The 26,274-nt window shown below is 60.6% G+C and carries 21 protein-coding genes and 2 tRNA genes; 10 read left to right on the forward strand and 13 right to left on the reverse strand.

Features of this window, described 5'->3' with window-relative positions:
• Both LF252_RS19835 and LF252_RS19840 read left to right on the forward strand, forming a co-directional pair.
• Entirely contained in the window at positions 1–1,383 is a 1,383-nt protein-coding gene (locus LF252_RS19835) for an ABC transporter permease (RefSeq protein WP_226271336.1), read from the forward strand.
• Between the two features lie 59 nt (positions 1,384–1,442).
• On the forward strand, positions 1,443–2,525 hold the full coding sequence (locus LF252_RS19840; protein ID WP_226271337.1) for a lipocalin-like domain-containing protein: 1,083 nt from the start codon (positions 1,443–1,445) through the stop codon (positions 2,523–2,525).
• Positions 2,526–2,547: 22 nt separating this feature from the next.
• Here the strand turns inward: LF252_RS19840 and LF252_RS19845 are convergent, their stop codons facing one another.
• The gene (locus LF252_RS19845) at positions 2,548–3,735 is read right to left on the reverse strand and encodes an ATP-binding protein (RefSeq protein WP_226271338.1); all 1,188 of its coding nucleotides are present in this window, start codon (positions 3,733–3,735) and stop codon (positions 2,548–2,550) included.
• 264 nt (positions 3,736–3,999) lie between these two features.
• Between LF252_RS19845 and hemA the strand changes: the two genes are divergently transcribed.
• Entirely contained in the window at positions 4,000–5,271 is a 1,272-nt protein-coding gene (gene hemA / locus LF252_RS19850; RefSeq protein ID WP_226271339.1) for a glutamyl-tRNA reductase, read from the forward strand.
• Between the two features lie 99 nt (positions 5,272–5,370).
• On the opposite strand, the gene LF252_RS19855 is transcribed toward hemA, so the two are convergent.
• Positions 5,371–5,679, reverse strand: coding sequence for an ArsR/SmtB family transcription factor (locus LF252_RS19855; protein WP_125420772.1), 309 nt, complete (start codon positions 5,677–5,679; stop codon positions 5,371–5,373).
• A 345-nt stretch (positions 5,680–6,024) separates the two neighbouring features.
• Between LF252_RS19855 and LF252_RS19860 the strand changes: the two genes are divergently transcribed.
• Positions 6,025–7,254, forward strand: a complete 1,230-nt coding sequence (locus LF252_RS19860; RefSeq protein ID WP_226271340.1) for a Glu/Leu/Phe/Val dehydrogenase dimerization domain-containing protein — start codon at positions 6,025–6,027, stop codon at positions 7,252–7,254.
• 100 nt (positions 7,255–7,354) lie between these two features.
• A complete protein-coding gene (locus LF252_RS19865) occupies positions 7,355–8,464 on the forward strand; it encodes a mechanosensitive ion channel family protein (RefSeq protein WP_226271341.1) in 1,110 nt (369 codons plus the stop codon).
• Positions 8,465–8,583: 119 nt separating this feature from the next.
• Here the strand turns inward: LF252_RS19865 and LF252_RS19870 are convergent, their stop codons facing one another.
• Together LF252_RS19870 and LF252_RS19875 are read right to left on the reverse strand one after the other, a co-directional pair.
• Complete coding sequence (locus LF252_RS19870) at positions 8,584–9,483, reverse strand: TerB family tellurite resistance protein (protein ID WP_226271342.1); 900 nt, start codon at positions 9,481–9,483, stop codon at positions 8,584–8,586.
• 89 nt (positions 9,484–9,572) lie between these two features.
• Positions 9,573–12,044 (reverse strand): YhdP family protein, encoded by a 2,472-nt coding sequence (locus LF252_RS19875; RefSeq protein ID WP_262905034.1) that lies wholly within the window; start codon positions 12,042–12,044, stop codon positions 9,573–9,575.
• Positions 12,045–12,231: 187 nt separating this feature from the next.
• Here LF252_RS19875 and LF252_RS19880 point away from each other — a divergent pair.
• Together LF252_RS19880 and LF252_RS19885 are read left to right on the forward strand one after the other, a co-directional pair.
• Positions 12,232–12,306 (forward strand) — tRNA-Val (locus tag LF252_RS19880).
• 26 nt (positions 12,307–12,332) lie between these two features.
• Positions 12,333–12,410: transfer RNA gene (locus tag LF252_RS19885), tRNA-Val, on the forward strand.
• A gap of 43 nt (positions 12,411–12,453) precedes the next feature.
• On the opposite strand, the gene LF252_RS19890 is transcribed toward LF252_RS19885, so the two are convergent.
• Positions 12,454–13,740 carry a hypothetical protein gene (locus tag LF252_RS19890; RefSeq protein ID WP_226271343.1) on the reverse strand — a complete coding sequence of 429 codons (1,287 nt, stop codon included), beginning with the start codon at positions 13,738–13,740 and terminating at the stop codon, positions 12,454–12,456.
• Between the two features lie 66 nt (positions 13,741–13,806).
• Here LF252_RS19890 and LF252_RS19895 point away from each other — a divergent pair, with 66 nt between their 5' ends.
• Positions 13,807–15,432, forward strand: coding sequence for a hypothetical protein (locus LF252_RS19895; RefSeq protein WP_226271344.1), 1,626 nt, complete (start codon positions 13,807–13,809; stop codon positions 15,430–15,432).
• Positions 15,433–15,506: 74 nt separating this feature from the next.
• The gene (locus LF252_RS19900) at positions 15,507–16,679 is read left to right on the forward strand and encodes a GNAT family N-acetyltransferase (RefSeq protein WP_226271345.1); all 1,173 of its coding nucleotides are present in this window, start codon (positions 15,507–15,509) and stop codon (positions 16,677–16,679) included.
• A gap of 265 nt (positions 16,680–16,944) precedes the next feature.
• On the opposite strand, the gene coaE is transcribed toward LF252_RS19900, so the two are convergent.
• From coaE to LF252_RS19940, 8 genes are all read right to left on the reverse strand, one after another.
• Complete coding sequence (gene coaE, locus LF252_RS19905; RefSeq protein ID WP_226271346.1) at positions 16,945–17,538, reverse strand: dephospho-CoA kinase; 594 nt, start codon at positions 17,536–17,538, stop codon at positions 16,945–16,947.
• Between the two features lie 164 nt (positions 17,539–17,702).
• Complete coding sequence (locus LF252_RS19910; RefSeq protein WP_226271347.1) at positions 17,703–18,659, reverse strand: YbbR-like domain-containing protein; 957 nt, start codon at positions 18,657–18,659, stop codon at positions 17,703–17,705.
• A 167-nt stretch (positions 18,660–18,826) separates the two neighbouring features.
• Complete coding sequence (yajC, locus tag LF252_RS19915) at positions 18,827–19,144, reverse strand: preprotein translocase subunit YajC (protein WP_226271348.1); 318 nt, start codon at positions 19,142–19,144, stop codon at positions 18,827–18,829.
• A 102-nt stretch (positions 19,145–19,246) separates the two neighbouring features.
• Complete coding sequence (locus tag LF252_RS19920; protein ID WP_226271349.1) at positions 19,247–19,774, reverse strand: DUF1573 domain-containing protein; 528 nt, start codon at positions 19,772–19,774, stop codon at positions 19,247–19,249.
• 133 nt (positions 19,775–19,907) lie between these two features.
• On the reverse strand, positions 19,908–20,912 hold the full coding sequence (locus LF252_RS19925; protein ID WP_226271350.1) for an isocitrate/isopropylmalate dehydrogenase family protein: 1,005 nt from the start codon (positions 20,910–20,912) through the stop codon (positions 19,908–19,910).
• 225 nt (positions 20,913–21,137) lie between these two features.
• On the reverse strand, positions 21,138–21,449 hold the full coding sequence (locus LF252_RS19930; RefSeq protein ID WP_125420744.1) for a YtxH domain-containing protein: 312 nt from the start codon (positions 21,447–21,449) through the stop codon (positions 21,138–21,140).
• Between the two features lie 149 nt (positions 21,450–21,598).
• A complete protein-coding gene (gene nusB, locus LF252_RS19935) occupies positions 21,599–22,783 on the reverse strand; it encodes a transcription antitermination factor NusB (protein WP_226271351.1) in 1,185 nt (394 codons plus the stop codon).
• An 87-nt stretch (positions 22,784–22,870) separates the two neighbouring features.
• Positions 22,871–23,962 carry a Glu/Leu/Phe/Val dehydrogenase dimerization domain-containing protein gene (locus tag LF252_RS19940; RefSeq protein WP_226271352.1) on the reverse strand — a complete coding sequence of 364 codons (1,092 nt, stop codon included), beginning with the start codon at positions 23,960–23,962 and terminating at the stop codon, positions 22,871–22,873.
• A gap of 474 nt (positions 23,963–24,436) precedes the next feature.
• On the opposite strand from LF252_RS19940, the gene LF252_RS19945 reads away from it, so the two are divergent.
• Complete coding sequence (locus LF252_RS19945; RefSeq protein ID WP_226271353.1) at positions 24,437–26,221, forward strand: ABC transporter ATP-binding protein; 1,785 nt, start codon at positions 24,437–24,439, stop codon at positions 26,219–26,221.
• Positions 26,222–26,274 lie beyond the last annotated feature (53 nt).

Genomic DNA, 26,274 nt, shown 5'->3' on the forward strand with positions numbered 1-26,274 from the left:
ATGCGCATATTCTCAATACTGTTTGCCGCCGAGTGGCGTCACTTCCGGGCCGCTAAAGGGCTGGTATTGCTCTGCAGCCTGCTGCTGGCCACCGGCCTCTACGGCATCTACTACGGCACCACCGAAATAGCCCGGCAGCGCCAGCAGCTGGCCGCGCTGCCCGAGCTGACCCGCCGCAACGTGGCGGAAATGAAGGAGAAGTTTCCCGGCCCGGCCGACGCCGGCGACATCGGCTATTTTCACTCCACCTTCGCCGTCCACCACCCCGATGCGTGGGCGGCCCTCTCCCTAGGCTTGCGCGACGTGAACCCCAGCTACGTGAAGCTGCGCCTGCTGGGCCTGCAAAACCAGCTCTACGCCACCGATAATACCAACCCCCTGAAGCTGCTCAGCGGCAACTTCGACCTGGCCTTTGTGCTGGTGTATTTGCTGCCGCTGCTCATCATTGCCCTGAGCTTCAACTTGCTATCCAGTGAGCGGGAAGAAGGCATTTTGCCCCTGCTACTGGCCCAGCCCATCCGGCCGGCCACGGTTATCGGGGCCAAGCTCGCCTTTCGGATGGCCCTGGTGTTCGGGCTGGTGGGGCTGCTGTCGGGGGTGGGGATGGTGTGGGCCGGGGTACCGCCGGATGGCCGCGTGCTGAGCTGGCTGGCGCTGAGCACCCTGTATTGTTTGTTCTGGTTTGGGGTGGTGCTGGTGGTCACGGCTTTGCAGCGCACTTCGGCGGTGAATGCCGTGGCCTTGCTGGGCGTGTGGCTTTTGCTGGTGGTGCTGGTGCCCAGCCTGCTGAGCCTGGGCGTAGCCGCGGCCCGTCCGTTGCCCCAGGGCATCGAGCTGACCATCAGGCAGCGCGAGGAAATCCACGGGGGCTGGGACCGGCCCAAAATGGAAACCATGAGCCGCTTCTTCGCCCTCTACCCGCAGTTCCGCGACACGGCCACCATCCGGGAGCGGTTTGTGTGGCGCTGGTACTACGCCTTCCAGCACCTCGGCGACCTGGCCGTGGCCCCGCAGGCGGCCGCCTACGCCACCGGTTTGCAGGCGCGCCACAACCTGGCCGAAAGCTTCAACCTGTTGTCCCCGGCCGTCAACGCCCAAACCAGCTTCAACGCCCTGGCCGGCTCCGACCTGCCCACTCACCTGGCGTTCCAGCGCAGCGCCACCCGCTACCACGATGCGCTGCGGGCCTTCTACTACCCGTTCCTGTTCCGCAGAGTCGCCTTCACCCACGCCGATTTTGCCCGGGAGCCCCAGCATTCCTTTACCAGCCAACCCGAACTGGCCACCGCCCAACGCGGCTTGCTGAAGCTGCTGCTGAGCGTGGTAGCGGTATTCGGGCTGGGTCTGGCGCTGCTGGGGGTGCGCCCGGTGCTGCCGCGCTAGGGCCGAAAGGTTTGACAAGGAATAAACCTTTCGGCCTTAAAACGGCTTATTCCGGCAGTATGAAGAACTACCTGCTGGCTATCTTTTTGCTGTTTGCGGCGGCGGGCTGCGCGCTGAAGCCGACCAACAAGTACGACGTGTTCACGGAGCGGGCCCAGCTGCCGCAGGAGGAAGCCGTGCACAAGCAGAATTCCCTGGAGTGGTGGTACTTCACCGGCCACCTGCGCGACGTGAAAACCGGTGAGCAGTTCGGGGTGGAGTACGTGTTTTTCCATTTCAACCTGAACGGCAAGCGGGATTGGCAGATGGTCAACTTCGCCCTCACCGATCCGCAAGCCCGGCAGTTCCACTACGACTACAAGGTGGAGCGCCTGCCGCAATTGCTGGAGCCACAGCTACCCATCAGCCTGCAGACCAAGAAGAAGGATCAAACCTGGACCCTGGACGGGCAGGAAGGTCGCTACCACTTGCAGGGCCGCATGGCCGCCCGCCAGGGCCACGCCCTCGACCTGCGTACCACCCCCGCCAAGCCCGTGCTGCTGCACAGCAGCACCGGCTACGAAAACTACGGCGACGTGGCCAAAGCCGGCTATTACAGCTACCCCCGCCTCACAGCTTCCGGCACGCTGGAAGTGAACGGCCAGGTGCACGAGGTGGAAGGTGAGTTATGGTACGACCGGCAATGGAACTGCAACAGCGTCACCAACAAAGGCATCGGCTGGGACTGGTTTTCCCTGCAGCTGAACGAACCCGCACCCGGCGCCGCAGCGCCCACCCGCCACGATATTATGACGTACCTACTGTTCGACCGAAACTCCGACCGGAGCGTGAGCGGCGGCACCTACAGCGCCCCCACCCAGAACGTAGACCTCAAAGCCCAGGATTTCCAGCTCGAAGTTCTCGACTATTGGACCAGCCCGCATTCTAAACTGCGCTACCCCAGCAAGTGGCGCCTACGCATCCCCAGCCAGGAGTACGACCTCACCATCACCCCGCTGGTAGCCGACCAGGAGCTGACGCTCAAGCTCTTCGCGGGCATCAAGATGCACTACTGGGAAGGCATGTGCCGGGTAGAAGGCACCCACCACGGCCGCCCCGTGCAGGGCAACAGCTACGTAGAGCTAACCAACCGGGGCAAGTAGCGCGTAGCTCCGCTTCGCGCTACTACCCGTTCAGAATTACCCGGAAGGTGGTGCCGCGGCCTACTTCGCTCCATTTCACGAAAAGCTTACCCTTGTGGTAGTTTTCGATGATGCGCTTGGCCAGAGCTAGGCCCAGGCCCCACCCCCGCTTTTTGGTGGTGAAGCCCGGCTGAAACACCCGCTCCATTTTGCTCTTGGAAATGCCCTTGCCGGTATCCGTTATATCAATGGCAATCTGCGACTTGTTGCGGATGGGGCGGCGCAGGTGAATGGTAATGCTGCCCTTGCCGTCCATGGCGTCCACCGCGTTTTTGCAGATGTTTTCAATCACCCAGTCGAACAGCGGAATGTTCACCTGGGCGGGCGTATCGGTAGGCAGGTCGGTTTTCACCTCGAAGGTTACTTTCCGGGAAACCCGGCTTTGCAGGTAGGCAATGGCATTCTGGGTTACCCGCAGGATATTTTCGTCCTTGAGCACCGGCACCGAACCAATGTTGCTGAACCGCTCGGTAATGATTTCCAGCCGCCGGATGTCCTTGCCCAGCTCCTCCACAATGGGCTCGTCCCGGAACCGCTCCGACTCCCGCAGGTAGGCCTGCCAGCCCACTAGGCTGCTGAGCGGCGTACCTAGCTGGTGGGCCGTTTCCTTGGCCAGGCCCACCCACACGCGGTTCTGCTCGGCCCGGCGGGAGTAGCTGAAGGCGAAGTAAGCAATAACCCCCAGGCACCCGATAATGGCCAGCTGCACCAACGGGTACAGCCGCAGCTGCGTAAGCAAATCCGACTCCTTATAATAGATGTAGTTGCGTAGCCCGGCCCCGATTTCGATGATGATGGGCGGGTGCTGTTCCTTCATCAGCTCAATTTCCTTGCGCAGCAGCTTAATGGAGGCTTGCTCGGAGGCGCCCTTGGGCACGTTCACATTGCGGGCATCCACAATATTGCCCTCCCCATCCGTCACAATTACCGGAATAGTAGTGTTGGCCCCGATAATCTCATCCATCAGAAACGACAGATTGGAGGTTTCCTCGGTGTTGATGATGTAGCGCTGGGTTTTGGCGTACAGGTCAATCTGCTCCTGTTCCCGCTCCGAGAGGCGCTGTACCAGCACGTTGGTGTAGATAACGGTGGCCGCCCCAATCAGCAGGGCCACGGCCACAATAACGAGCTTGATGCGGGACTTTTGGTCGTAGATGGGAATGGGCAGCACGGGCACAAAAATTCGGAAGTCAGCAGGGCCGGATACGGCCGCCGCCCCGGCGAAGATACGTTTCCGGCCTCCGCCAGGACCGGGCCAGCAACGCCGGCCGAATGATTTTCGTCAGTTTCAGCCGGAATAATCGTGTATTAGCCGGTTTAAACCCGGTTTCTGTCCCAATTTCGGCTACCTCCGAACCCCAAGCACGTTCCAGCTGTTTTTACCTAGCAATTTGTAACGTATTTTTGCCCCCTGATTTCCGCACTAGCAACCGCTATGCTTCAACCTTTCAAGGCCCTAAGTCTGTCCTTCAAAAAAGCTCCCCTCGAAATACGGGAGCTGATTGCCCTGGATGAGGCTGCCTGCCGGCGTTTCCTGCACACCTTGCACCACGAGCTGGGCCTCTCCGACCTGCTGGTGCTCAGTACCTGTAACCGCACGGAGGTCTATTACTCCGCCGACCGAGACCAGAGCCCGGCCATCATCGAAGCCCTGGGTCAGTTGAAAAACCTGCCCGAGGTAACCGAATACTTCCCGTACTTCGATGTACTGGACGACCAGACGGAAGCCGTGCGCCACCTGTTTGAAGTGGCCATGGGCCTTGATGCCCAGGTAGTGGGCGACCTGCAGATTAGCAACCAGGTAAAACAGGCCTACCAATGGTCGGCCGATGAGGACGCCGCTGGCCCTTTCCTGCACCGCTTGCTGCACACGGTGTTCTTCACCAACAAGCGCGTACAACAGGAAACCTCCTTCCGCGACGGCGCCGCTTCTACCTCTTACGCCGCGCTGGAGTTGGTGGAGGAACTCACCGCCGACGTAGCCAACCCGCGCGTGCTGGTAGTAGGCCTGGGCGAAATCGGGGCCGACGTTTGCCGCCACCTCGGCGACAGCAAGGTGTTCAGCGACGTAACTATTTGCAACCGCACCCGCTCTAAGGCCGATGAACTGGCCGAGGAATGTGGCCTGCAGGTACTGGATTTCGAGAACCTGGTGCAGGGCATGAAGGACGCTGATGTCATCATCAGCAGCATCTCCCGCCAAGACCCGTTCTTCACCCGCGACATGGTGGAGCGGCTGGAGGTGCTGAGCTACAAGTTCTTTATCGACCTTTCCGTGCCGCGCAGCATTGCCACCGATGTGGAGCAGGTGCCCGGCGTGCTGATCTACAACATCGACGCCATTCAGAGTAAAGCTTCGGCGGCGTTGGAGCGCCGCTTAGCCGCCGTGCCGCAGGTGCGCGCCATCATCGAGGAAAGTATGGTGGGCCTGCAGGACTGGAGCAAGGAAATGCTGGTGTCGCCCACCATTCAGAAGCTGAAGAATGCCCTGGAGCAGATTCGGCTGGAAGAAATGGACCGCTACCAGAAGAAGATGAGCCCCGAGGAAATCAAGCGCATGGACGACATTACCCGCTCCCTGATGCAGAAAATCCTCAAGCAGCCGGTGCTGCAGCTGAAAGCCGCCTGCAAGCGCGGCGAGGCCGATCAGCTCATCGACGTACTCACCGACTTATTCGATTTGGAGCGCCAGCCCAACGTGGCGTAACCATTCACTTCTGATACAGAAAAGCCGAAGCCCGATCCTACTAGTAGGATCGGGCTTCGGCTTTTCTGAGCTATGGCGCTGGTGAAGGCCGCGCAGCTATTAAATCGTGTCGCAGCAGTCCTCCAGTGAGTCAATGACGTCGAGAAGTTTGGGGATGGACAGGGAGTAGTAGATTTTGGTACCCACTTTGAACGACGACAGAATGCCCCGGTCTTTCAGCGTGATAAGGTGCTGGGAAGCAATGGCTTGTGGCAAATCCAGAGAACGGTAAATTTCCGTGACGGTCATTTTTTCCTCCTTGCCCAGCAGGTCCACAATGGCCAGCCGCTTGGGGTGGGCCAGCACTTTCAGCATAGCGGCGGCCTTATCTACTTTTTTGGATTCTACTCGGGAAAGCAAAGGTTTCATATGTCGTTACAACGGTGGTGGTACCAGTGGGTGGATATGCAGGAATATGGGTAATACGATATTCGAACCCCGCAAAGTTCCTCCCAACGTACCAGGGGCAAAAAAAAGTTATAAAAGTGCCGAAATTGTACCCGCAGGCCCTCTTACGGCTCTCGGTTACCTACAGACGAGCCTGGACCGGCAAGGCTGCGCAATGGCAACATGGGGCATGATGATTCTATTAAGCATATAATTTATTCTATACGAATTACCACTCAGCGAGGTAGCCGAATGAATGCGTCTTGGCCGCCGGGGCTGCTTACCTTTGCGGCACTGAGTTCCACCCCACCCCATCTACTACCCCCGATGAAAGACCTGCTGGCCAAGTTTGAGAACAAGCGCCCCGAAATTGTATTTGAATGGAAAGACGCCGAAACCGAAGCCGAGGGCTGGGTGGTAATCAACTCCTTGCGGGGCGGGGCGGCCGGCGGCGGCACCCGCATGCGCAAGGGCCTGGATAAGCGGGAGGTAGAAAGCCTGGCCAAAACCATGGAGGTGAAGTTCACCGTGTCGGGGCCGGCCATTGGCGGCGCGAAATCAGGCATCAACTTCGACCCCCAGGACCCGCGCAAACGCGGCGTGCTAGAGCGTTGGTACAAAGCCGTTATTCCGCTGCTCAAGAACTACTACGGCACTGGCGGCGACCTGAACGTGGACGAAATTCACGACGTGATTCCGATTACGGAGGATTACGGCCTGTGGCACCCGCAGGAGGGCATTGTGAACGGCCACTACCGCGCCACCGAGCCCCAGAAGATTCAGAAGCTAGGCCAGTTGCGCCAGGGCGTGGTGAAGGTGCTGGAAGACGCCACGTTCACGCCCGACCTGAGCCGCAAATACACCGTGGCCGACCTGATTACCGGCTACGGCGTGGCCGAGGCCGTGCGCCATTATTATGAGCTGTGGGGCGGCCGCACGGTACAAGGCAAGCGGGCCATTGTGCAGGGCTGGGGCAACGTGGGCGCGGCAGCCGCCTACTACCTGGCCAGCCAGGGCGCGCGCATCACCGGCATTATCGACCGGGCCGGCGGCCTGATCAAGGAAGATGGCTTTACGCTGGAGGAAATTCGGGAGCTGTTTCTGCGCCGCGAAGGCAACGCGCTTACGGCCGACAATCTGCTGTCGTTTGACGAGGTAAACCAGCGCATCTGGTCGTCGGGCGCTGAGATTTTCATTCCGGCGGCGGCTTCCCGGTTGGTTACGCGCCAGCAGGTGGAGCAGCTTGTGGCGGGTGGTCTGGAGGTGATTAGCTGCGGAGCCAACGTACCGTTCCAAGACCCGGAAATCTTCTTCGGCCCCACCGGCGAGTTTGCCGACGAGCATACCAGCGTTATCCCCGATTTTATTGCCAACTGCGGCATGGCCCGGGTATTTGCCTACCTGATGGAATCCAACGCCGAAATTACCGACCAGGCCATTTTCCAGGATACCTCCCGCGTGATTCGGGCGGCCCTGGAGCGCACCCGCCACCAAAGCGACGCCACCAGTGGCATTGCCCAGAAGTCGTTTGAAATGGCGTTGCGGCAGTTGGTATAATCGGGACTCAGGGACTTGGTTGATGTTCTGCTGGTGCACCCATGTGCTAGTGACCATCTAACCGTAAACTAAGTCCCTGAGTCTCCTAAGTCCCTCATTCATGACCCTTCAGGAAATCCTTAATTACCGCTTCCTGGGCAATAACGTGGCGGCGTACCTGTGGTGCGCGGGCATTTTGCTATTTGGATACATCTTCAAAACGCTGCTTTCCCGACTGCTCTCAAAGCTGGTGTTCCGGTTTATTCGCAAGCGGACCGAGGGCGTATCGGAGCAGCAGTTTCAGGCGTTGCTGATTCAGCCGCTGTCCGTGGTTATCTTCCTGATTACGGCCTACTTCGCGTTTCAGGTGCTGGATTATCCGGTGCGCAGCTCCGAGCTTGAGCATAACGAGCCCTGGGCGAAACGCTTATTATTCCGGCTGTTTCAGATGGCCGTTATCTGGGGTATTGGCTGGGTGTGGCTGCGCATTATTGATTTTCTGGTGCTGGTGTTCCAGCGCCGCTCCGAAAGCAGCCATTCCCGCCTCAGCAACCAACTTATTCCCTTCGCCAAGGATTTACTGAAGGTGCTGGTGCTTACCATCACATTTCTGGTGATGCTAAGCAAAGTGTTTGGGGTAAACGTAACGGCCCTTATCGGCGGCCTGGGTATCGGGGGGCTGGCCGTGGCCTTCGCCGCCAAGGAAAGCCTGGAAAACCTGATTGCCTCGTTTACCATCTTCCTCGACCGGCCCTTTGCCGTGGGTGATTTGGTGGAAGTGGGCGGCGTGACGGGCACCGTGGAAAAAGTGGGCTTCCGCAGCACCCGCCTGCGCACCGCCGAGAAAAGCTACGTAACGGTGCCCAATAAAAGCATGATTGACAAGCCGCTGGACAACCTGAGCCTGCGCACGGCCCGGCGCGTGAACTTCACCCTGGCCCTAAGCCACGCCACCACCAGCCAGCAGCTCCACCGCATTGTGCAGGAGGGCAAGCGCCTGATTGAGGACAACCCTTTAGTAACCAAAGAAGTACAGATGCAGTTCTCAGCCCTCACACCCGCCGCCAAGGAGGTTACGGTACAGTACTTTGTGGAAACCACCAATTACGACGAGTACCTGGAGGTGAAAGAAGAGCTGAATTACCGCTTGGTGGAAACTGTGGAGCAGGCCGGCGGCACCTTCGCCAGCACCGGCACCACCATTGTGCAGGTGAACGGCTTGCCGAGTTAAGAAACCTTACCCTGAAGCTACACACAAAAAGCCCCTGACGTTGCGCTGAACGTCAGGGGCTTTTGCCTTTCTGTGATGTGCAGCCAGTTCGCTGTTTACACCGGCTGCGGCACTATAGTTTACCGCCCGCCGAACAAGCCACCCAGCAGGCCGCCCATGCCGCCGTTCATGAGGCCGCCGAGGCCGCCGCCGCCGTTGCTGCGGGGCTGGGAGTTAGGCTGACCACCCAGACCGCCCAAAATAGACATCAGGGAGCCTAGCCCGCCGCTGCCCACGTGCGAGCCCTGCTGCGGATAGTTGCCATAGGTATCAGTAGACTGCTGCTGACCGCCACCCAGCACACCGCTGAGCAAGCCGCCGCCCAGCAGACCACCGAGCAAGCCACCCATGCCGCTATTGGCGGCGCCTCCTAATAGGCCACCCATGGAGCCACCCATCATGCCGCCACCCATACCGGAGCTTTGACCCCGGCCGCCCATCACCTTCGAGATAACCATGGGGGCCACCACGCCCAGCAGACCGGCCATCAGAGCACCTTTGGGAATGCCAGCGTTATCGAGCTTGTCGGAGATACCGCTGAAAAAGCCCTGCTTGGCCGGGTCGCTGGCCGAGTGGGGCACCTGAGCAGCCTGGTCCACTACCTGGTTCAGGGTTTGGGTTTGCTGGGGCGTGATGCCGAGGTAGGAGGCAATTTTATTTACCATGGCCTCTTCGTCGTTGGCATACGCTCCATCGGCGCGGGCGAAGCTGATCAGGTCGGTTACCAACGAAAAGCGCAGGTCGCTGCCCTTCAGCGCATCCAAGTTGGCTTTGATGCTTTCGTTAGTAGCATCTTTGGCGGAAGCCAGTACCTGCTGGGTGGCTCCACCGCTCAGGCCGGCCTGGTGGGCCAGCTGCTGCAGAAACTCTATTTCGGCGGCCGAAGCTTCCCGGTCGGCGGAGGCCAGGCTGGCAATAACGCTAAGGTAAGCGGCTTTTTCCTGGTCAGAGTAATTCTGAAGTAACTGCGTATCGTTCATGGCGAGAGGAGAAAAGAGAAAAGGAATGCACTCTCGGGTCTTAACGCAGGGGCAGCGGCTGAGGTTGGAGCAAAGCGGCCCCTCTTCACCTAAAATTCGAAGTACTCGCCGGGCTGGGGCAGGGCTGGCTGCTTTGTCGGCTTTTTCAGCTCAAAGGAAGGCTTGGAGGCTGGCCGGGGTCCTGCATTGGCGGGCGGCACGTGGGCTGGCGCAGTGACGGCCGGTCCTGCGGCGGTTCGCTCCGGAGTAGTCCCCGATTCGTAGCGCACCGTAAACCGGTCCTCGGTGCCCTGAATAGCCAGGCGCAGACCCGGCCCGTCGGCGCGGGCGGCGGCCCGGGGCAACAGGCCGGGCAGCAGCGGAATCTGCACGTGGTAGTCCATTTGCTGGTCGAAGGTGTGCGTGCCCGTCACTCGGATAAGCGAGGCCGCCCGCACATTGGAACGGATTTCCATCTGCGGAATGTAAACGGTGCGGCTCTGCACGTACAGGCTATTGCGCAGCTCCGCAAAGCGCAAGTGCCGGAGCGTAGCCCGGTCGGCCACTAGGCTCAGCCGCTGCAGGGGCTCAAAGTTGAGTAGTTGCCCGTCGTGGATGGTGGCGTGCACCTCGGCCTCCAGCCGCTCCGTCAGCGGGGTCAGGTGCCCATCAAAATACGTATCCGACTCGGCCGTGGCGGTAAGGTGGCCGCGCAAGTGGCGGGCGGTGAGAAAGTGCTGGCCAAAGTCCTCAAACACGTAAAACAAACTATCCAGCGGCAGCTGCTGGCAACTGGCCACCGTACTGGCCTTCAGCAAATTGCTCCGACGAGCATCTACCTTACCCCGCACGCTTACCAGCCCCCCGGCCGCCCGCAATGCCACGCCCGACGAGCTGAATACCTGGTTACGCAGCTGCAGATTGCCACGCAGCTCCCGGCCCTGCAGCCGCCGGAACCGCACGTGCCGCGCCTGAACCTGCAGATTCAGGGCCACGGTAGCCGGCACGTGCAGGCCCGGCTCCTTAGCACCCGCAGCCGCGCCGGGCGCCGGCTTGCCCGCAGGCTGATACACATATAACAGTTGGTTGAACTCAAGCAGGTTCGAGGTTATGGCAGCCTCTACGCTGAGCGGCTGACCGGCGCGGGTGGCCCAGCCAGCCACGTTGCGCAGTGTGCCGTTGGCCTGAAAATCAGAGCTACCCAGCCGGCCACGCACGTTTTGCAGGGCCACATCGGCCCCACGCAGCTGCAGTTGGCCGCTCAGCCTAGTGAATGACTGCCGGAAGTCGCGCAGGTGCAGACTCACGTTGCGGAACGTGAGCTCCCCCGTTGCCTGCCGGGCGGTGGGCCGCTGCCGGATTGCCTGCCACGGCCCATCCAGGTGCAAATTCAGCTGTGCCTCGCCCTGGCCCGCGCGTACGGCCGACACCGGAAAAAACTGCAGGGCTCGGCTTACGTCTACCGCCGCCTGCACGTGCGCCTTCAGCCGGGGATTTTCGAAGTTTTCCAGGCGCAGCTCACCGGCCAGCTTACGCCCCGCCAGCTGCCCTTGCACATTGCGGAGCGTGAGTACCGCCGAGCGGGCCGCGTGAGCCGGGCCGTTGCTGAACGTGCCGGTCAGGCTTACGTGGTCCAGCGTCTGCCGGTATTTCGGGTGAAAAAAGGAAGCGTCCCGGCACCCAAACTCCACCTGCACCCCCGGCTGCCGCTGCCCCGACCACTCGCCGCGCACCGTACCCCCGAAATACACCTGCCCCCGGCTGCGGTAGCCCGCCAACGGGCGCGAAAGGCGCGGCGGCAACAGCGCCAGCACCGATTGTACATCGGCCCCGGTAGCCCGGTACCGTAGCTGCAATACTGGTGCGGTCTGGTACGCAATGGTGCCGGCCAGTTCATAGCGAGCTAGCCCGATACCAATAGAGGAAGGCTGAATGGTCAGCTGCTGCCGCGCCCGGTTAATACGGACGGCAGCCCGCAGCTGCACTTGTTTCTGCTGAAAGTAGTCGTCGGAACCCAGGCGCACGGCTTGTACCTCGGCAGCGCCGGTGGCCGCTAGGGTCACTATCGGCCCGGCAATACTTACCTGCGCCTGCAGATTCGGCGCGAAAAAGGCTACCTTCTGCTGCCGGCCGGCATCTTCGTACTCTACCCGCACGCGCTCCAGCCGAATGCCTTCCAGGGCCAATTCGAAAGGGGCTTCGCCAGACCGGGGCATGGCCGTATCGGGGCAGATGACGTGGTAATTGCCTACGCCCTGCTGGTTGCGCCGCACCCGCACCCGCGCATCCGACAGGGTAATTTCCCGAATACGATAGTGCCCGCTCACCACATCCCAGGCATTGAAGGCGCAATACAGCCGCCGAGCCTGGGCCAGCCGCACGGTATCCGTGGGCAACGAACCTTGCACCGTTACATCGTGCAGCGTTACGGAAAGCCGCGGAAACTGATCCAGCGCCGATACCTCCAGCCGGCGGGCGTGGACCGGCACACACAGGTAACGGTTGAGGCCATTTACGAATAGACGGATTACTGCATCCTGCCCCACCAGCAACCCCAGCCAGGCTACCCCAACCACAGCCAATAACGAAAAACTGAAAATTTTCAGAAACCGACGCACGCTTTTCCTTCTGCTGAAATTTCTGATTGGCAGTTAGTTGCCGATAAGCAAACGAACAACTGCAAAAAATCTTCAGCCAAAGATGGGGGAAAGAGTTGCGTTTTCGAAAACAGCCCCCCATATTTGCCATCCCAAACAGGACACGCCCATTGGGAGATTAGCTCAGCTGGTTCAGAGCATCTGCCTTACAAGCAGAGGGTCACTGGTTCGAACCCAGTATCTCCCACTTTTTTAGAGTACGCTTACCCCCTCGGGAGATTAGCTCAGCTGGTTCAGAGCATCTGCCTTACAAGCAGAGGGTCACTGGTTCGAACCCAGTATCTCCCACCAATTAAAGGACTGCCACAAGTGGCAGTCCTTTTTTGTTTTTCAGCTACTGCCGCGCCCGGTGGTGGCCGGGTAGCCAGCCCAGCCGCCCAACCACTACCAGCGGGAACAGCAGCAGGGCTGGCTCGGCGAAGAACCGCCACCGGAACCCCACAAAAAACACCAGGCTCAGCAGCCACACGGCCACCAGCGGCGTGAGCAGTAGCCAATCGGCCGACTGAAAGCGCAGGCCCCGGTAGCCCACCACCGTCAGCAGCAGGGCCATGCCGAAGGCCAGCAGCGTGAGGGCCGTGAAGGGGTTCCACGGGGTGCGGGGGGCATCGGCAATGAAGTTTTCGGGGGAGAAGAACAGCAGGGTTTTGCGCAGCATCAGCCGGGCTTCCGCTCCGGGGTGCCCGGCCACCCACTGCCGGGCCAGCCGGGCCCGGGCCTGGCTTTCCTGGTACTGGTTCAGGGAATCGAGCTGCGGAATATGCCGGCGCACAAACCGGTCGAACGGGCCCTGCCGGTCGTCCCAGTCGAACATAAACCGCCCTTGGGTAACGCCGTTGTGGCCCTGCAGCAGCTCAAACCCGGCCTGGTTGCTGAGCGTGTAGGCCCCAAACATGCGGTGGTTTTTCAGGAAGATGGGCGTGTGCGCCGCTACCAGGGCCAGCAGCAGCCCCAGGCTGAGGGCCCAGGCTGTTAGCCGGGACCGGGCCGGCTGCCGCGTCATCAACCCCAGCCACACGGCAAATAGCAGCCCGTACACCGCCAGCAGATACCCCCGCAACAGGCACGAGAGTACCACAGCCCCGGTAATAAGCAGGGCATCGGGCCAGCGCAAGGGCCGGCCACCGTGCAGGCGTAACAGCTTGTACACCACCAGAATCAACAGGGGCAGGGCTAGGTTTTCAAACCACCAGAACGCCCCGATGTAGTACACTACCCCCGGCGACACGGCCCAGAGCAACGCCCCCAGCCAGCCCACCTCCAACCGCAGCCCCAGGTACTGCAAGGTGCGCTGCACGTACAGCCCGCCCACCAGATACAGCCCCGCGGCGGCGGCGTACACCAGCAGCGTAAGGTAGTGCCGCGGCAGCCCGGCCCGGCTCCAGCCCACGTACACGAACACCGGGAAGCTGGCGTGGAAGGCATCGGGCCGGAGTTGCTGGCGCTCGGGGTCCAAGCTCACGTAGCCGCGGCCGGCCAGGTAGTTATCGGCAATGCGGCCGTTGCGGCGCTCATCGTAGTTCCACTCCAGGCCGGGATTCAGGCCCAAATTGAGCGCCAGCCGAAGCACCAGCAGCAAAGCGGCCACCGGCCATACGTATCGAGGAATGGAGCGCAGCACGAGCAGCGGGATAAGGTTGCGGATGAATTGCCGAATTTAGCGGCGTTTCCTGAGCATACGACGCCGATGAGCTTTTTCCCCACCTTGTGGCGCCCCCGCCGGTTCAGCTGGGTGGTGGGCGCATTTTTTGGATTGCTGACGCTGCTGGGCGTGGCCCTGTACCGCGACTACGGCGTAGGCTGGGATGAGCAGCTGGACCGGCTCAACGGCATCATCAACGCCAAGTACGTAGCCCTGCAGCTAGCCCCCGAGCTGGCCCGCCGTCAGGCTACCTTCGCCCAGATACCCGACATGCGCGACAACCAGGACGCCGACCACGGGGTGCTGTATCAGTTGCCGCTGGTGGTGCTGGAGAAGGTGGTGGGCGTGGAGGACTCGCGGGACGTGTACTTTTTTCGGCACCTGGTTATCTGGCTTACCTGCGTGGCGGGCACCTACGTGGTGTACCGGGTGGCGGCCCGCTACCTAGGCAGCCGGCCCTGGGGGCTGCTGGTGGCCGGGGCGCTGGTCCTGTCGCCGAGGCTGTTTGCTGAGTCGTTCTACAACTATAAGGACCTGGTGTTCATCGGGTTTTTCGCGTTGGGCATTGGCACGCTGTGGTGGTGGCTGCGGCGGCCGGGCTGGGGGCGGGCCGCCGTGCACGGTGCCGTCGTGGGGGCGGCCATTGATGTACGTACTATGGCGGTGCTGCTGGTGGGCTTCACGGTGGGATTTGCCGTGCTGGAAGGCTGGGCCCGGCCCGCCATCCGGCGGCAACTGTTCGGTAGCTTTCTGCTGCTGGTGTCGGTGCTGGCGGTGGTTATCGTGATGGGGTGGCCGTATCTGTGGGAAGCCCCGGTGCAGCACTTCGTAGCCGCCTTTACCAGCTTCAGCCGCTACCGGGCCGATATGCTGACGGTATACATGGGCCAGGAACTATCGGTGCGGGACCTGCCCTGGCACTACCTGCCCGTGTGGATGCTGGTCACGACGCCCCTGCCCTACGTAGCCCTGCTGCTGGCCGGGCTGGCCGTGGTGGGCCGGCAGGCCATGCGGGGCCTGAGCACCTGGCTGCACACTACCGCCGGCCGGCAGGATGCCCTGGTGCTGGCGTGGCTGCTGGGGCCGCTGGTAGCCATTGTGGTGCTGCGCTCAGTGGTGTACGATGGGTGGCGACACGTGTACTTCGTGTATCCGGCGCTGCTGCTGCTGGCTGGCCGGGGCGCACAGGCGTTGTGGCGCGGCTGGCATGCTACCTCGCGCCCGGCCCTGCGCCGGGGGGGCTACGGGGCCGTGGCGGTGCTTGCTCTGGGCCTGGGCCACACGCTGCTGCGCATGGTGCTCGACCACCCCTACCAGAACGTGTATTTCAGCTTTCTACCGGGCCCGGTGGCGGAGCGCCTGTTTGAGCGCGACTACTGGGGCCTGTCGGGGCGGGAGGGAGTGGAGTGGATACTGGCCCACGACTCCAGCGCCGTGGTGCCGGTGGCTACCGAGCCCCGCACCGCCCTGATGCTGCACAACGCCCAACTGCTGCTGCCTCCCACCGAGCGGGCCCGCTTGCGCATGGTGCCGGTGGCCCAGGCCCGGTATTTCCTCACCACCTACCGCTGGCACCCCGGCCCCTACCCCGACTCTGTGGGCCGGCCCGTGTACTTTCGGCGGGTAAATGGCCTTACCTTGCTGTCGGTGCTACGCCGGCCCACGCGGTAACGCTGGCCGCCACGGCTAGCCTTTTCTTTTCCGGCCTGAGCGGCTCTTGTTCCGCCTTTCTGATACTCAGCCTCATGCCCCTGCTCGAAGTAACTTCCCCCGCGCTGGTCCGGCAGTTTCTGGACCTGCCTGCCCGCCTCTACCAGAATCAACTCCAGTGGATTTCACCCCTCGACCACGAAATTGAGGCAGTGTTCGACCCAAAGAAGAACCCTAACTTTGCCCACGGCGAGGCCATCAGGTGGGTGCTGACCGATGCGGCCGGTACGGTTATCGGCCGGGTGGCGGCGTTCATCAACCGCCACACGCCCCAAACCGACCCCACCCAGCCGGTGGGCGGCATGGGCTTTTTTGAGTGCATCGACGACCAGGCGGCGGCCAACGAGCTGTTTGACGTCTGCCGCCAATGGCTGGCCGCGCGGGGCATGGCGGCCATGGACGGGCCCATCAACTTCGGCGAGCGGGACCGGTTCTGGGGCCTGCTCACTGATGGCTTCACCGAGCCCAACTACGGCATGTTCTACCACCAGCCTTACTACCAACGGCTGTTTGAGACGTACGGATTTCAGCTCTATTTCAAGCAGTATACCTGCTACCGGGAGGTGGCCACGCCCCTGCACCCGGCCTTCGATAAGGCGGCGGAGCGCTACGCCCAGGAGCATCCCGAGTTCAGCTTCCGCCACGCCAACAAGCGCGATACTGAGAAGCTGGCCCGCGACTTTCACCACGTATACAACCTGGCCTGGGCCAACCACAGCGGCGTAAATCCCATGAGCCTGGATAAGGCCCGCGACCTGGTGAAGCAGATGAAGCCCGTGCTGGACGAGCGGATTCTGTGGTTTGCCTACGCCGGCGAGGAGCCCGTGGCCTTCTTCGTGAGCCTGCCCGAGCTCAACCAGATTTTCAAACATGTGGGCCGCAACTTTAACCTGTGGGGTAAGCTGCGTTTCCTGTGGGAGAAGCACAAGTACGAGCAGCGCACCGATAAAAAGCTGTTCGGGGTGATTTTTGGGGTGGTACCGGCCTGGCAGGGCAAGGGCGTGGAAAGTGCCCTGATGGTGCACGCCCGGCAAGAGTTTCTGCGGGCGGGCTACGCCGACATCGAAATGAACTGGATTGGCGACTTCAACCCCCGCATGCTGGCCCTCACCCGGTCCATCGGGGCGCGCATCTACAAAACCCACGTCACCTACCGCTACCAGTTTGACCGTACCCGCCCCTTTGAACGGAGCCCCATTATTCGGTGAAGGCACCACTTGTACGCCATTGCGAGGCAGAGCCGAAGCAATCCGTCCTTGTCAGCGTGATACGCCTCGAATAACCGACAAACCCTTGTTATTCGGCTGTATAGATACTTCTTACCAGCTTCCGAATAAATAATATTGAGTCACAAAAATACATCCCAACCTATTCAAAAGCCCCAGCCGTTTCGCACGTCTGGGGCTTTTGAATAGAGCAACGTTTCGCGCACAGAAGAGGAAAGATTGCTTCGGCTCTGCCTCGCAATGACCGCTACGCCCGGAACCCCGCATCTAGCCGTAATACCTGCGGGATGAGCAGGTGCTCGTCGTCGTTGTGGACCACATGCTGGGCGCGGACCATTTTTTCCTCTTCGCCCATCTGCTTGCCGATGATATTCTGCACATCATCGGGGGTACGGTGCGGGTCGCGGCGTAGCACGCGGGCCTGGCGCAGGGCCTGGGGGGTAAACACGGTAATTACCTCATCGAGCTGCTGGTACGCGCCCGATTCGTAGAGCAGGGCGGCTTCCTTGAGCACGTAGGCGTGGCCCTCGGCCCGGCGGGCAGCGGCCCACTGGGCAAAGTCGCGGCCCACGTGGGGGTGCACCAGGGCGTTGAGGCGGGCCAGCTGGACCGGGTCGGGAAAGGCCACGCGGGCCAGGTACGTGCGGTTAAGCTGGCCTTCGGCAGTAAAGGTTTCGGGGCCGAAGGCGGCCGTCAGCTCGTCGCGCAGCTGCGCATCGTGGGCCATAACCCACTTGGCCCGGGCGTCCGAATCGTACACCGGCACGCCCAGCACCTGAAACAGGCGGCACACTACGCTTTTACCCGAGCCGATTCCGCCCGTAATTCCAATCAGCCGCATGTTTTGTTGAGAGTTGAGTTATGAATGATGCGTTATTAAGCAGGACATAAGCCTATTATACAGACACTTACCAGGCAAGAAAGTAGAAAGAATGGTGTAGCGTTGCTAGGTACGCCAACGCAGCACCCCTATTTCATCATTCAGCACTCATCACTCAACTCTCTTTACTCGCTGTGCACCCGTACACCGCGCGTAAGCACCAGGTAGCCGCGGGCCTGGGCGGGCTTCTCGGCCAGGAAGGGCCGCAGGCTGGAATCCTGATTGATGAACTGCCCGAAATGCAGCTGCACCCGCACCTGCTGAGGCCGGAACCCCACCGTGTCTTCCGGGAAAAACTGCAGCCGCACGCGCACTCTGGCCGGCGAAAAACGGTACGCGCGGCCCGGCGGCGCATCCAGCAGCTCGGGCACCACCTCCACGGGCACCGTTACCATGGGCCGGCGCAGCAGCCGCACCCGCACGTCCTGCACGTTGGTTTGCACCAGCTCAGGCCCGCCAATGGGCACCCGGATGTCGCCGGTAGAGGAGCCCGCCGGAGCCGTAGGCAGGTGTACCGGGTATGGGTTGGGGAGGGTGCTGATTTTGCTTTCCGGTCCCCGAAATACAATCTGGGCCGGCTCAAACTTGGCATCGTAGGGCAGCGCCAGACCGTTGGTGGCCGGGCTCAGGCACAGGGGCAACCGGCGGCTCACCAGCCGGTCCAGTTCCACCCACAGGGTATCGGAGAGTAGGTAGTTGAACTGCAGGCCTTCCATGGCCTGCTGCATAGCGGGCCGCAGGGTGCGCGCCGTGAGGTAGCGCGTGGTTGCCGGGGTGCTTAGCGTCAGCTCGGCGGGCTTCACGTCCAGCAGCAGCTGGCGGCGCAGCAGCTTCCAGCCCCGGCCGGTTACATTTACCGGTACCTCGGTGGGTAACGGTTGCACCGGAATAAACCGGCTTTCATCGTAACGCCAGGCCAGCGGATAAGTAATGCGGGTGGTGTACGTTTTGTTGAGGGCATTAAGCAGCCAAAACGTACTGGCAATCAGAAAGCACGCCGTTACAGCCCGCCAATAGCTCCGCTCCTGCCCAAGAAATGGGTCCACGAACCAGCGCAGCCAACGGGTAGGAACAGATGACACGGCAACAAGCAGCTTGATGAGTTGCCGGCAAGGTACTAACCCAGCGGTTAAAGAACGAGTACCCCGAAGCACGGCTTCGGCCTTGCGGCAAAAGGCGGGTAGCCTCTCACGCGGGCCAGAGCTACGCTCCGGGGTACTAATCCTGGGGGCAGGCTAAGCAGCCCTGCTTAGCTGGCGGGTGTGGCGTTTTTGCCGGCTACTTCGCGGGCAATGGCCGAGCGGTCGAAGCGCAGGCGCACGCCTTTATCCACTTCCACTGTCACAGTTTCTTCGCTCAGGTCCACCACTTTGCCGTGCAGGCCACCGATGGTTACCACGTTGGAGCCTTTGGCCAAGCCAGCTCGAAGCTTCTTGGCATCCGCCTGCCGCTTCTGCTGCGGCCGGATCATGAAGAAGTACATTACAATCACCATCCCCACAATGAAGATGATTTGGGTGTAGCCGCCACTGGCCGGGGCAGCTTGCAGCAGGAGAGTTGTCAGCATACAGGTAAAAACGGGAAACCGATAAAAAACCGAAAGTTGAAGCCCGGCCCATGCGGCCACGCCTCAACTTTCGGCTGAAAAAGTGCGCAGGGCGCGGCGGGCTTAGCGCGTGGGGCCGTTCTGGCCGTCGCTCAGCACGTTGGCCTTAATCACCACTTTGGTGATGCTGGGCTGGGTGTTGGCCTGAATGGCAACTTCTTTGTTTTGCATGCCCATTTTCCCGTGCGAGTCAAACTGCACGTCAATGGTGCCTTTGCCGCCCGGTTGAATGGGCTCTTTCGTCCAGTTGGGCGTGGTGCAGCCGCAGCTGGCCGTGGCATTCTCAATCAGCAGCGGCGACTTGCCGGTGTTGGTGAACTCGAAGGTGTGCTTTACCACTTCGCCGGGCTTAATATCACCGAAATCATGCTCCGATACGGCGAAGCTCATCACCGGGGCATTTGGGTTCGGAGCCTCCGTTTCGTTGGTCACGTTGGGGTTGTCAACGGTGGGGTTGGCAGCGGCCTCGTTGGCGTTGGCGGCGGCGGCATTCATGCCCTCGGTGCCTACCTCAGCGGTTTTGTTGTTGTTGCAGGCGCCCATCAGCAGCGCGCCGGAAAGCAGAACGGCAGAAAACAGCGTACGTTTCATAAGAATCAGGAAAAGAAGTCCGTCGGTGGTCTTCAGGGCGTTAAAGGTAACAATGAGTTGCCAGTTGTGAGTTGCCGGTTGCCAGTATTCTGAAACAACACTGGCAACCGGCAACTCACAACTGGCAACTCCCTTATTTGCCCAGGTTGTCGATGATGGCTTGGGCAAACTCCGAGGTGGAAGCCGAGCCACCCAGGTCGCCGGTGCACTTGGCTTTGTCCTGCAGGGTCAGCTCCAGCGCCTTCTCGATTTTGTTGGCCTGCTCATGCTCGCCAATGTGGTGCAGCATCATCAGGGCCGAGCGCAACAGGGCGGTGGGGTTGGCTTTGCCCTGGCCGGCAATGTCGGGGGCCGAGCCGTGCACGGCCTCAAAAATGGCCATGTCGTCGCCGATGTTGGCACCCGCTACCACACCCAGACCGCCTACCAGACCGGCGCACAGGTCGGAGAGGATGTCGCCGAACAGGTTGGTGGTCACAATCACATCGAACTGCTCCGGCTTGCCTACCAGCTGCATGCACATGTTGTCGATGATTTTGTCTTCGTACTGAATCTGGGGAAACTCGCGGGCAGCCTCCTGGGCGGCATCCAGCATGATCTTGCCGGGCACTTTCAGGATGTTGGCTTTGTGGGCCAGCGTCACCTTTTTGCGGCCGTGCTTGGCAGCGTAGGCAAAGGCGGCGCGGCAGATTTTGCGGGCCCCAGCTACCGATACACGGGCAATAGAGTCGCCGATACCGTGGTGTTCATCCCACGTTTCGAGGCCGGCGTACAGGCCTTCCGTGTTCTCGCGGAACAGTACCAGGTCAATGCCCTCGTAGCGGGTTTTGATGCCGGCCGTAGTTTTGCTGGGACGCACGTTCTGGTACAGGTCGTACTTCTGGCGCAGCGTTACGTTGATGCTGCGGAAGCCCTTCCCTACCGGCGTGGTGATGGGGCCTTTCAGGGCTACTTTGTTCTTCTCCAGCGAGGTCAGCAGGGCCTGCGGAATTAGCTCGCCCGATTGGTCGAAGGTCGTCTGGCCCGCGTTCTGTTCTTCCCACTGCACCGGTACCTGGGCCGCCGCGAAAATATCGGTTACTGCTTTCGTGATTTCGGGGCCGATGCCGTCGCCGGGGATGAGCGTGATGAGATGCATGCTATTGAGTTGGGGTTAATGGGCTACTGAAGGCGAGCCGGGCAGACGGAGGGGAGAGCAGCTCGCAGAAAATGGGAGGTTTGAGAGGCCAGGCAGGCCACTCCCATAATTTTGCACAAAGGTACCGCCTACCGGCGGGTGCTGAAAATGAAGAAAATGAAAATGTGCTGACGTGCCCCGAAAGTTTCAGGTCACATCAGCACATTCTTACCAGAGTCGCATTACTTAAACTGTTTTGCGGGAGTTAATCTGGTTGATGAGCTGGTCCACGTCGCCGAGCAGCTGTTCGGCCTTGCTCTTGGCGTCCTGAATCACGCGCTGGCCTTCGCTCTTAGCCGAGCTAGGACCCTGGTCGGCACGGCTGGTCACCAGGTTCTCGGTGAGGTCGGCCAGGGTTTCGCGGTATTTCTCCAGCTGATAGCTCAGCCAGCTGCGGGTTTCACGGCCTTTCTCGGGCGCGTACAGAAGTCCGATTACGGCCCCGGTGAGGGCGCCGCCGGCGAAGCACAGAATGCCGGTAGTGGTCTTGCTACTCATATTTCTTGCTTAGAAGTGAGTACAGGTGGATGATGACGTGAGAATTGGGAGTGCCCAATACTACGTAAAAAAGCGCCGGAAGATATGGGGCCACCTCTAGCTATTGGCTGTTAGCTGCTGGCCAAGCTGATAGCCAATAGCTAAACATACTACTGGTTGTCCAGCAACCCGCGGCCCGATTTGCGGATGGCACCGTTGGCCGTCAGGTCCTGGGCCAGCTTGTCCAGAATACCGTTCACGAACTGCTTGCTCTTGGGCGTGGAGTACATCTTGCTGATTTCGATGTACTCGTTGATGGTCACCTTCACCGGAATGGCCCGGAACAGGTGCATCTCGCAGAGGGCCATCTTCAGCAGAATCTTGTCGGTGAGGGCCACGCGCTCCACGTCCCAGTTCTGCACCGATTCGGCAATCAGCTGCTCGTACTTCTCGTCGTCAGCCAGGGTTTGCTGGTAGAGGCTTTCAGCAAACTCCTTGTCCTCCTGCCAGTTGGCCGACAGGGACATCAGCACCATGTTTTCATCGGCCGCCTCGTCCAGCATCTTGATGGTTTTCACCACTAGGTTTTTCACCACGGGGCGGTTTTCCTCCCAGTTCAGGTCGTCTTCCTCGATGTAGGCCGGCAGGCTTTCGCCCTTGAACACGTAGGTTTTGTAGATGTACTTCAGGATTTCCTGGTCTTCCTCGTAGGTGTGGCTGGGGGCAGCCAGGTAGCTGAGGATTTCCGCGTCCTGTTTCATCTCGTTGCGCCAGGCGTTGCGTAGGGCTTCCAGCTCGTCTTCGCCGTGCCACTTGGCCGAGCGGCGGATGGTCAGGTCCTGCAGCTGCAGGTTGTTCATCAGCTTCTCGATGGCCTGGTTTTCCAGCAGGCGGGTAGCGTCGAGCAGGGGCTCCTTGGCGGCCGTGTAGCGGCGGGCGTCGCGCACGCGCTCCTCCTCAATCACCTGCCGCAGTACCTCGGGGATGTTGAGCAGGTGAATGTACTGCGTGTGAATGCTCTCGGCGGCGTACACCATCTGGCCAGCGTAGTAGCTGGCATCTTTGGCTACGGCCTTCTGGTAAAACTTAATGGCATCCTGCACCGCCTCGTTCACGGCCTTGTCGTCGGTCGGCTCCAGGTCCTGACCGGTTTTGTGCCACTCTTTGAAAATGAGCTCGGCCATTTTGCGCTGGCCCTGCAACAGCTTGCGGTCCTGGGGCTCGGGCGAGTTCAAATCGGGCGCGAAGGCATCCGCAATCTGGTCGATGGCGAGTAGAAAATCGGACCCGACGGCCTGGTGATAGGCGTACAGGGCCTGCATGACCTTGATGCGGAGCGTGCGACGGTTGAGCATTCTATGAGTTTCTAGTTGCTGGTTACTAGTTTCTAGTTGCTGGGTGCTGGCACGATAACCAGAAACCAGCAACTAGAAACCAGAAACTTAATATGTTGATTTAACCTTGCCGATGGCGGCAATGCGCTCCTCGGCCTGGCGGGTAGCGGCGGCCTGGGGGTGGCTGCCTTCCTGCTCGGCTTTGTTGAGCACCTGGGTGGTGATGTCGTAGATACGCTCCGTCTGGGTCATCACCGACTGGCGGTTGCCGCCCTGTACTTCGGAGCACACGTTGATGAGGCCACCGGCGTTGATGAGGAAGTCGGGCGCGTAAATGATGCCGCGGCGCACCAGCTCGGGGCCGTGCACGTCTTCGTTGGCCAGCTGGTTGTTGGCGCAGCCGGCTACTACCCGGGCTTTCAGGCGGGCAATGGTGTCGTCGTTGAGGGTGGCCCCCAGGGCGCAGGGCGAGTAGATGTCCACGTCCTGGTCGTAGATTTCATCTAGGCCCACCATGCGGGCGTTGAAGCGGGCGGCGGCTTCCAGGGCGCGGTCTTCGTAGTAGTCGCAGAGCACCAGCTGGGCGCCTTCTTTCTGCAGGTATTCCATCAGGTAGGTACCCACGTGGCCCACGCCCTGCACGGCAATGCGCTTGCCGGCCAATGAGTCAGAGCCGAAGGCTTTGTTAGCGGCGGCTTTCATACCCATGTAGGTGCCGTAGGCCGTTACCGGCGACGGGTCACCGCTGCCACCCATGCTCTCGGGCAAGCCCGATACGTGCTTGGTTTCCATGCGGATGTACTCCATGTCCTTGGTGGTCATGTTCACATCCTCGGCCGTGATGTACTTGCCGTTGAGGTTCTGCACGAAGCGGCCGAACTTGCGCAGCAGGGCCTCGGTCTTCATGGTTTTGGCGTCGCCGATGATAACGGCCTTGCCACCGCCCAGGTTCAGGCCCGAAATGGCGGCTTTATAGGTCATGCCGCGGCTCAGGCGCAGCACGTCGTTCAGGGCTTCGGCCTCGGAGGTGTAGTGCCACATGCGGGTGCCGCCCAGGGCCGGCCCCAGTACCGTGTTGTGAATGCCGATGATGGCCTTCAGACCCGTCTCGTGGTCGTGGCAGAATACTACCTGCTCATGCTGGTGCTCGGCAATTTGCCCAAAGACCGACGTTTCGGTCAGCACGTTCGTCTCTACCATATGCGTGGGGTGGAAAAAGAGGTGGGTGGTGGGTGGTTGTTGTACCTTTGGGCAGCGCCTCGGCAGCGGGGTCCGCTGGGTGCCTCGTTAAACGAATGGCAACGCCTCGTGGCTGTTTTCCCGTCGTTCAATGAAACCCACAGCTCTTGTTCCGGCCGGAGTGCTTTCCGCAATGCGGGTGCAAAAATACGCCGATTTTCGGATTTCGGCCATTCACAGGTTGTCTTTCCGATGGTTTAGACGTTTGGCTGCTAAGTTGTTACCACCCGCTTTTTTGGCTCACTGAAACCGTTTAGCAGTCTTTTAACTTTCTACTACCCAACCTGCTAGTTTTTATCCGGCCTCGTTGAAAATATGGTAAAAGAGTGCCCTTAGCTGTTCTGCTTTCCCCGGAAGCGCAACAATACTTACGGGCCTCTTGCCTGACAACCCTACCCTTGCTGGCTGCGTCTTTTCACTTTCTCTCTTTCCATCGTGCACGCACTTTCCGCTACCAATAAATATCTGCTCCGCTATAAGTGGCACTTCCTTGGGGGCGTACTGTTTGTAGCCCTGAGCACGCTGCTGGCCATTTTCCCGGCCCAGATTGTGCGCTACGCGTTTGATCTGGTGGGCGAGGGCATCGACCTGTACCACCTCTACGCCGGCACCCGGGCCCAAAGCCAGGTGTATGAGCTGTTCGGGCGCAACGTGCTGCTGTATGGGGTGCTCATTCTGGTGATGGCCCTGCTGCGCGGCATCTTCCTGTTCTTCATGCGCCAGACGCTCATTGTGATGAGCCGGCACGTGGAAAACGACCAGAAAAACGAAATCTACCAGCACTACCAGAGCCTGCCGCTGAGCTTCTACCGCCGCCACAGCACCGGTGATTTGATGTCCCGGATTTCGGAGGACGTAGGGCGGGTGCGCATGTACATCGGGCCGGCGCTCATGTACTTCATGCAGCTAGTCATTCTATTCCTGCTCATCGTGCCGCTCATGTTCATGGTGAACGTGAAGCTGACGCTGTACACCCTGCTGCCGCTGCCCATCCTGAGCGTGAGCATCTTCTACGTAAACAACCTCATCGAGAAGAAATCCGACGAGATTCAACGCTCTTTGGCCGGCATGACCACGTTTGTGCAGGAGGCGTTTTCGGGCATCCGCGTAATTAAGTCGTTTGTGCGGGAGGAAGACTCGCGCCAGCAGTTTGCGGTGGCCTCCGAAGAATACAAGCAGAAAAGCCTGAGCCTGAATTTTGTCAACTCGCTGTTTTTTCCGCTGATTCTGTTCCTGATTGGCCTGAGCACCATCATCACCGTCTGGATTGGCGGGCAGGAAGTTATCCGGGGCACCATCACCACGGGCAGCATTGCCGAGTTCCTGATTTACGTGAACCTGCTTACCTGGCCCGTTACGGCCTTGGGCTGGACCAGCTCCCTGGTGCAGCGGGCCGAGGCCTCGCAGGCCCGCATCAACGAGTTCCTGCACCAGCAAACGGACATCGTGTCGCGCCAGAACCTGGAGCTGGACATCAAAGGCGACATCGTGTTCGACCATGTTTCCTTCACTTACCCCGATACCGGCATTCAGGCCCTGCGCAACGTGTCGTTCCGCATCCGGCCGGGCCAGACGCTGGCCGTCATCGGCAACACCGGCTCGGGCAAAAGCACCGTGGCGGCCCTGCTCTCCCGCCTCTACGACGTAACCGAAGGCAGCATTCGGGTGGACGACGAGGACGTGCGCGACCTGTCGCTGCGCACCCTGCGCGGGCAGATTGGCTACGTGCCCCAGGATGTATTCCTGTTCTCCGACACCATTCGCAACAACATCAACTTCGGGCTGGATGAGCCCGACGAGGCCCGCATGCTGCAGGCCGCCAAGGATGCCAACGTGTACGAAAACATCCTGCGCTTCCCCGAAGGCTTCGATACCAAGGTGGGCGAGCGGGGCATTACGCTGTCGGGGGGCCAGAAGCAGCGCGTGAGCATTGCCCGCGCCCTAGTGAAAGAGCCCAAAATCCTCATCCTCGACGACGCCCTCTCGGCTGTGGATACCAACACCGAAAACGCCATTCTGGGGGCGCTGCAGCGCATCATGCACAACCGTACCAGCCTCATCATCAGCCACCGGGTCAGCTCGGTGAAGCTGGCCGATGAAATCCTGGTGCTCGACGACGGCCAGATTGTGCAGCACGGCACCCACGAAGCCCTCATGCAGGACCCCAACGGCCTCTACCGCGCATTGTACGAGCGGCAGCTCCAGAGCGAGGAAGCGTAGCCGTCGTTGCCAGGAGGCACGACGAAACAATCCTTCCTTTTCGCAACGCACAC

This window comes from Hymenobacter pini (genome assembly GCF_020421205.1).
GTDB lineage: Bacteria > Bacteroidota > Bacteroidia > Cytophagales > Hymenobacteraceae > Hymenobacter > Hymenobacter pini.

Coding starts and splice junctions, on each gene's coding strand:
- nusB (WP_226271351.1), bottom strand. CDS start 22,783: ATGCTCAACCGTCGCACGCTCCGCATCAAGGTCATGCAGGCCCTGTAC.
- LF252_RS19835 (WP_226271336.1), top strand. CDS start 1: ATGCGCATATTCTCAATACTGTTTGCCGCCGAGTGGCGTCACTTCCGG.
- LF252_RS19900 (WP_226271345.1), top strand. CDS start 15,507: ATGCCCCTGCTCGAAGTAACTTCCCCCGCGCTGGTCCGGCAGTTTCTG.
- LF252_RS19860 (WP_226271340.1), top strand. CDS start 6,025: ATGAAAGACCTGCTGGCCAAGTTTGAGAACAAGCGCCCCGAAATTGTA.
- LF252_RS19940 (WP_226271352.1), bottom strand. CDS start 23,962: ATGGTAGAGACGAACGTGCTGACCGAAACGTCGGTCTTTGGGCAAATT.
- LF252_RS19930 (WP_125420744.1), bottom strand. CDS start 21,449: ATGAGTAGCAAGACCACTACCGGCATTCTGTGCTTCGCCGGCGGCGCC.
- coaE (WP_226271346.1), bottom strand. CDS start 17,538: ATGCGGCTGATTGGAATTACGGGCGGAATCGGCTCGGGTAAAAGCGTA.
- hemA (WP_226271339.1), top strand. CDS start 4,000: ATGCTTCAACCTTTCAAGGCCCTAAGTCTGTCCTTCAAAAAAGCTCCC.
- LF252_RS19870 (WP_226271342.1), bottom strand. CDS start 9,483: ATGAACGATACGCAGTTACTTCAGAATTACTCTGACCAGGAAAAAGCC.
- LF252_RS19865 (WP_226271341.1), top strand. CDS start 7,355: ATGACCCTTCAGGAAATCCTTAATTACCGCTTCCTGGGCAATAACGTG.
- LF252_RS19855 (WP_125420772.1), bottom strand. CDS start 5,679: ATGAAACCTTTGCTTTCCCGAGTAGAATCCAAAAAAGTAGATAAGGCC.
- LF252_RS19895 (WP_226271344.1), top strand. CDS start 13,807: ATGAGCTTTTTCCCCACCTTGTGGCGCCCCCGCCGGTTCAGCTGGGTG.
- yajC (WP_226271348.1), bottom strand. CDS start 19,144: ATGCTGACAACTCTCCTGCTGCAAGCTGCCCCGGCCAGTGGCGGCTAC.
- LF252_RS19925 (WP_226271350.1), bottom strand. CDS start 20,912: ATGCATCTCATCACGCTCATCCCCGGCGACGGCATCGGCCCCGAAATC.
- LF252_RS19920 (WP_226271349.1), bottom strand. CDS start 19,774: ATGAAACGTACGCTGTTTTCTGCCGTTCTGCTTTCCGGCGCGCTGCTG.
- LF252_RS19840 (WP_226271337.1), top strand. CDS start 1,443: ATGAAGAACTACCTGCTGGCTATCTTTTTGCTGTTTGCGGCGGCGGGC.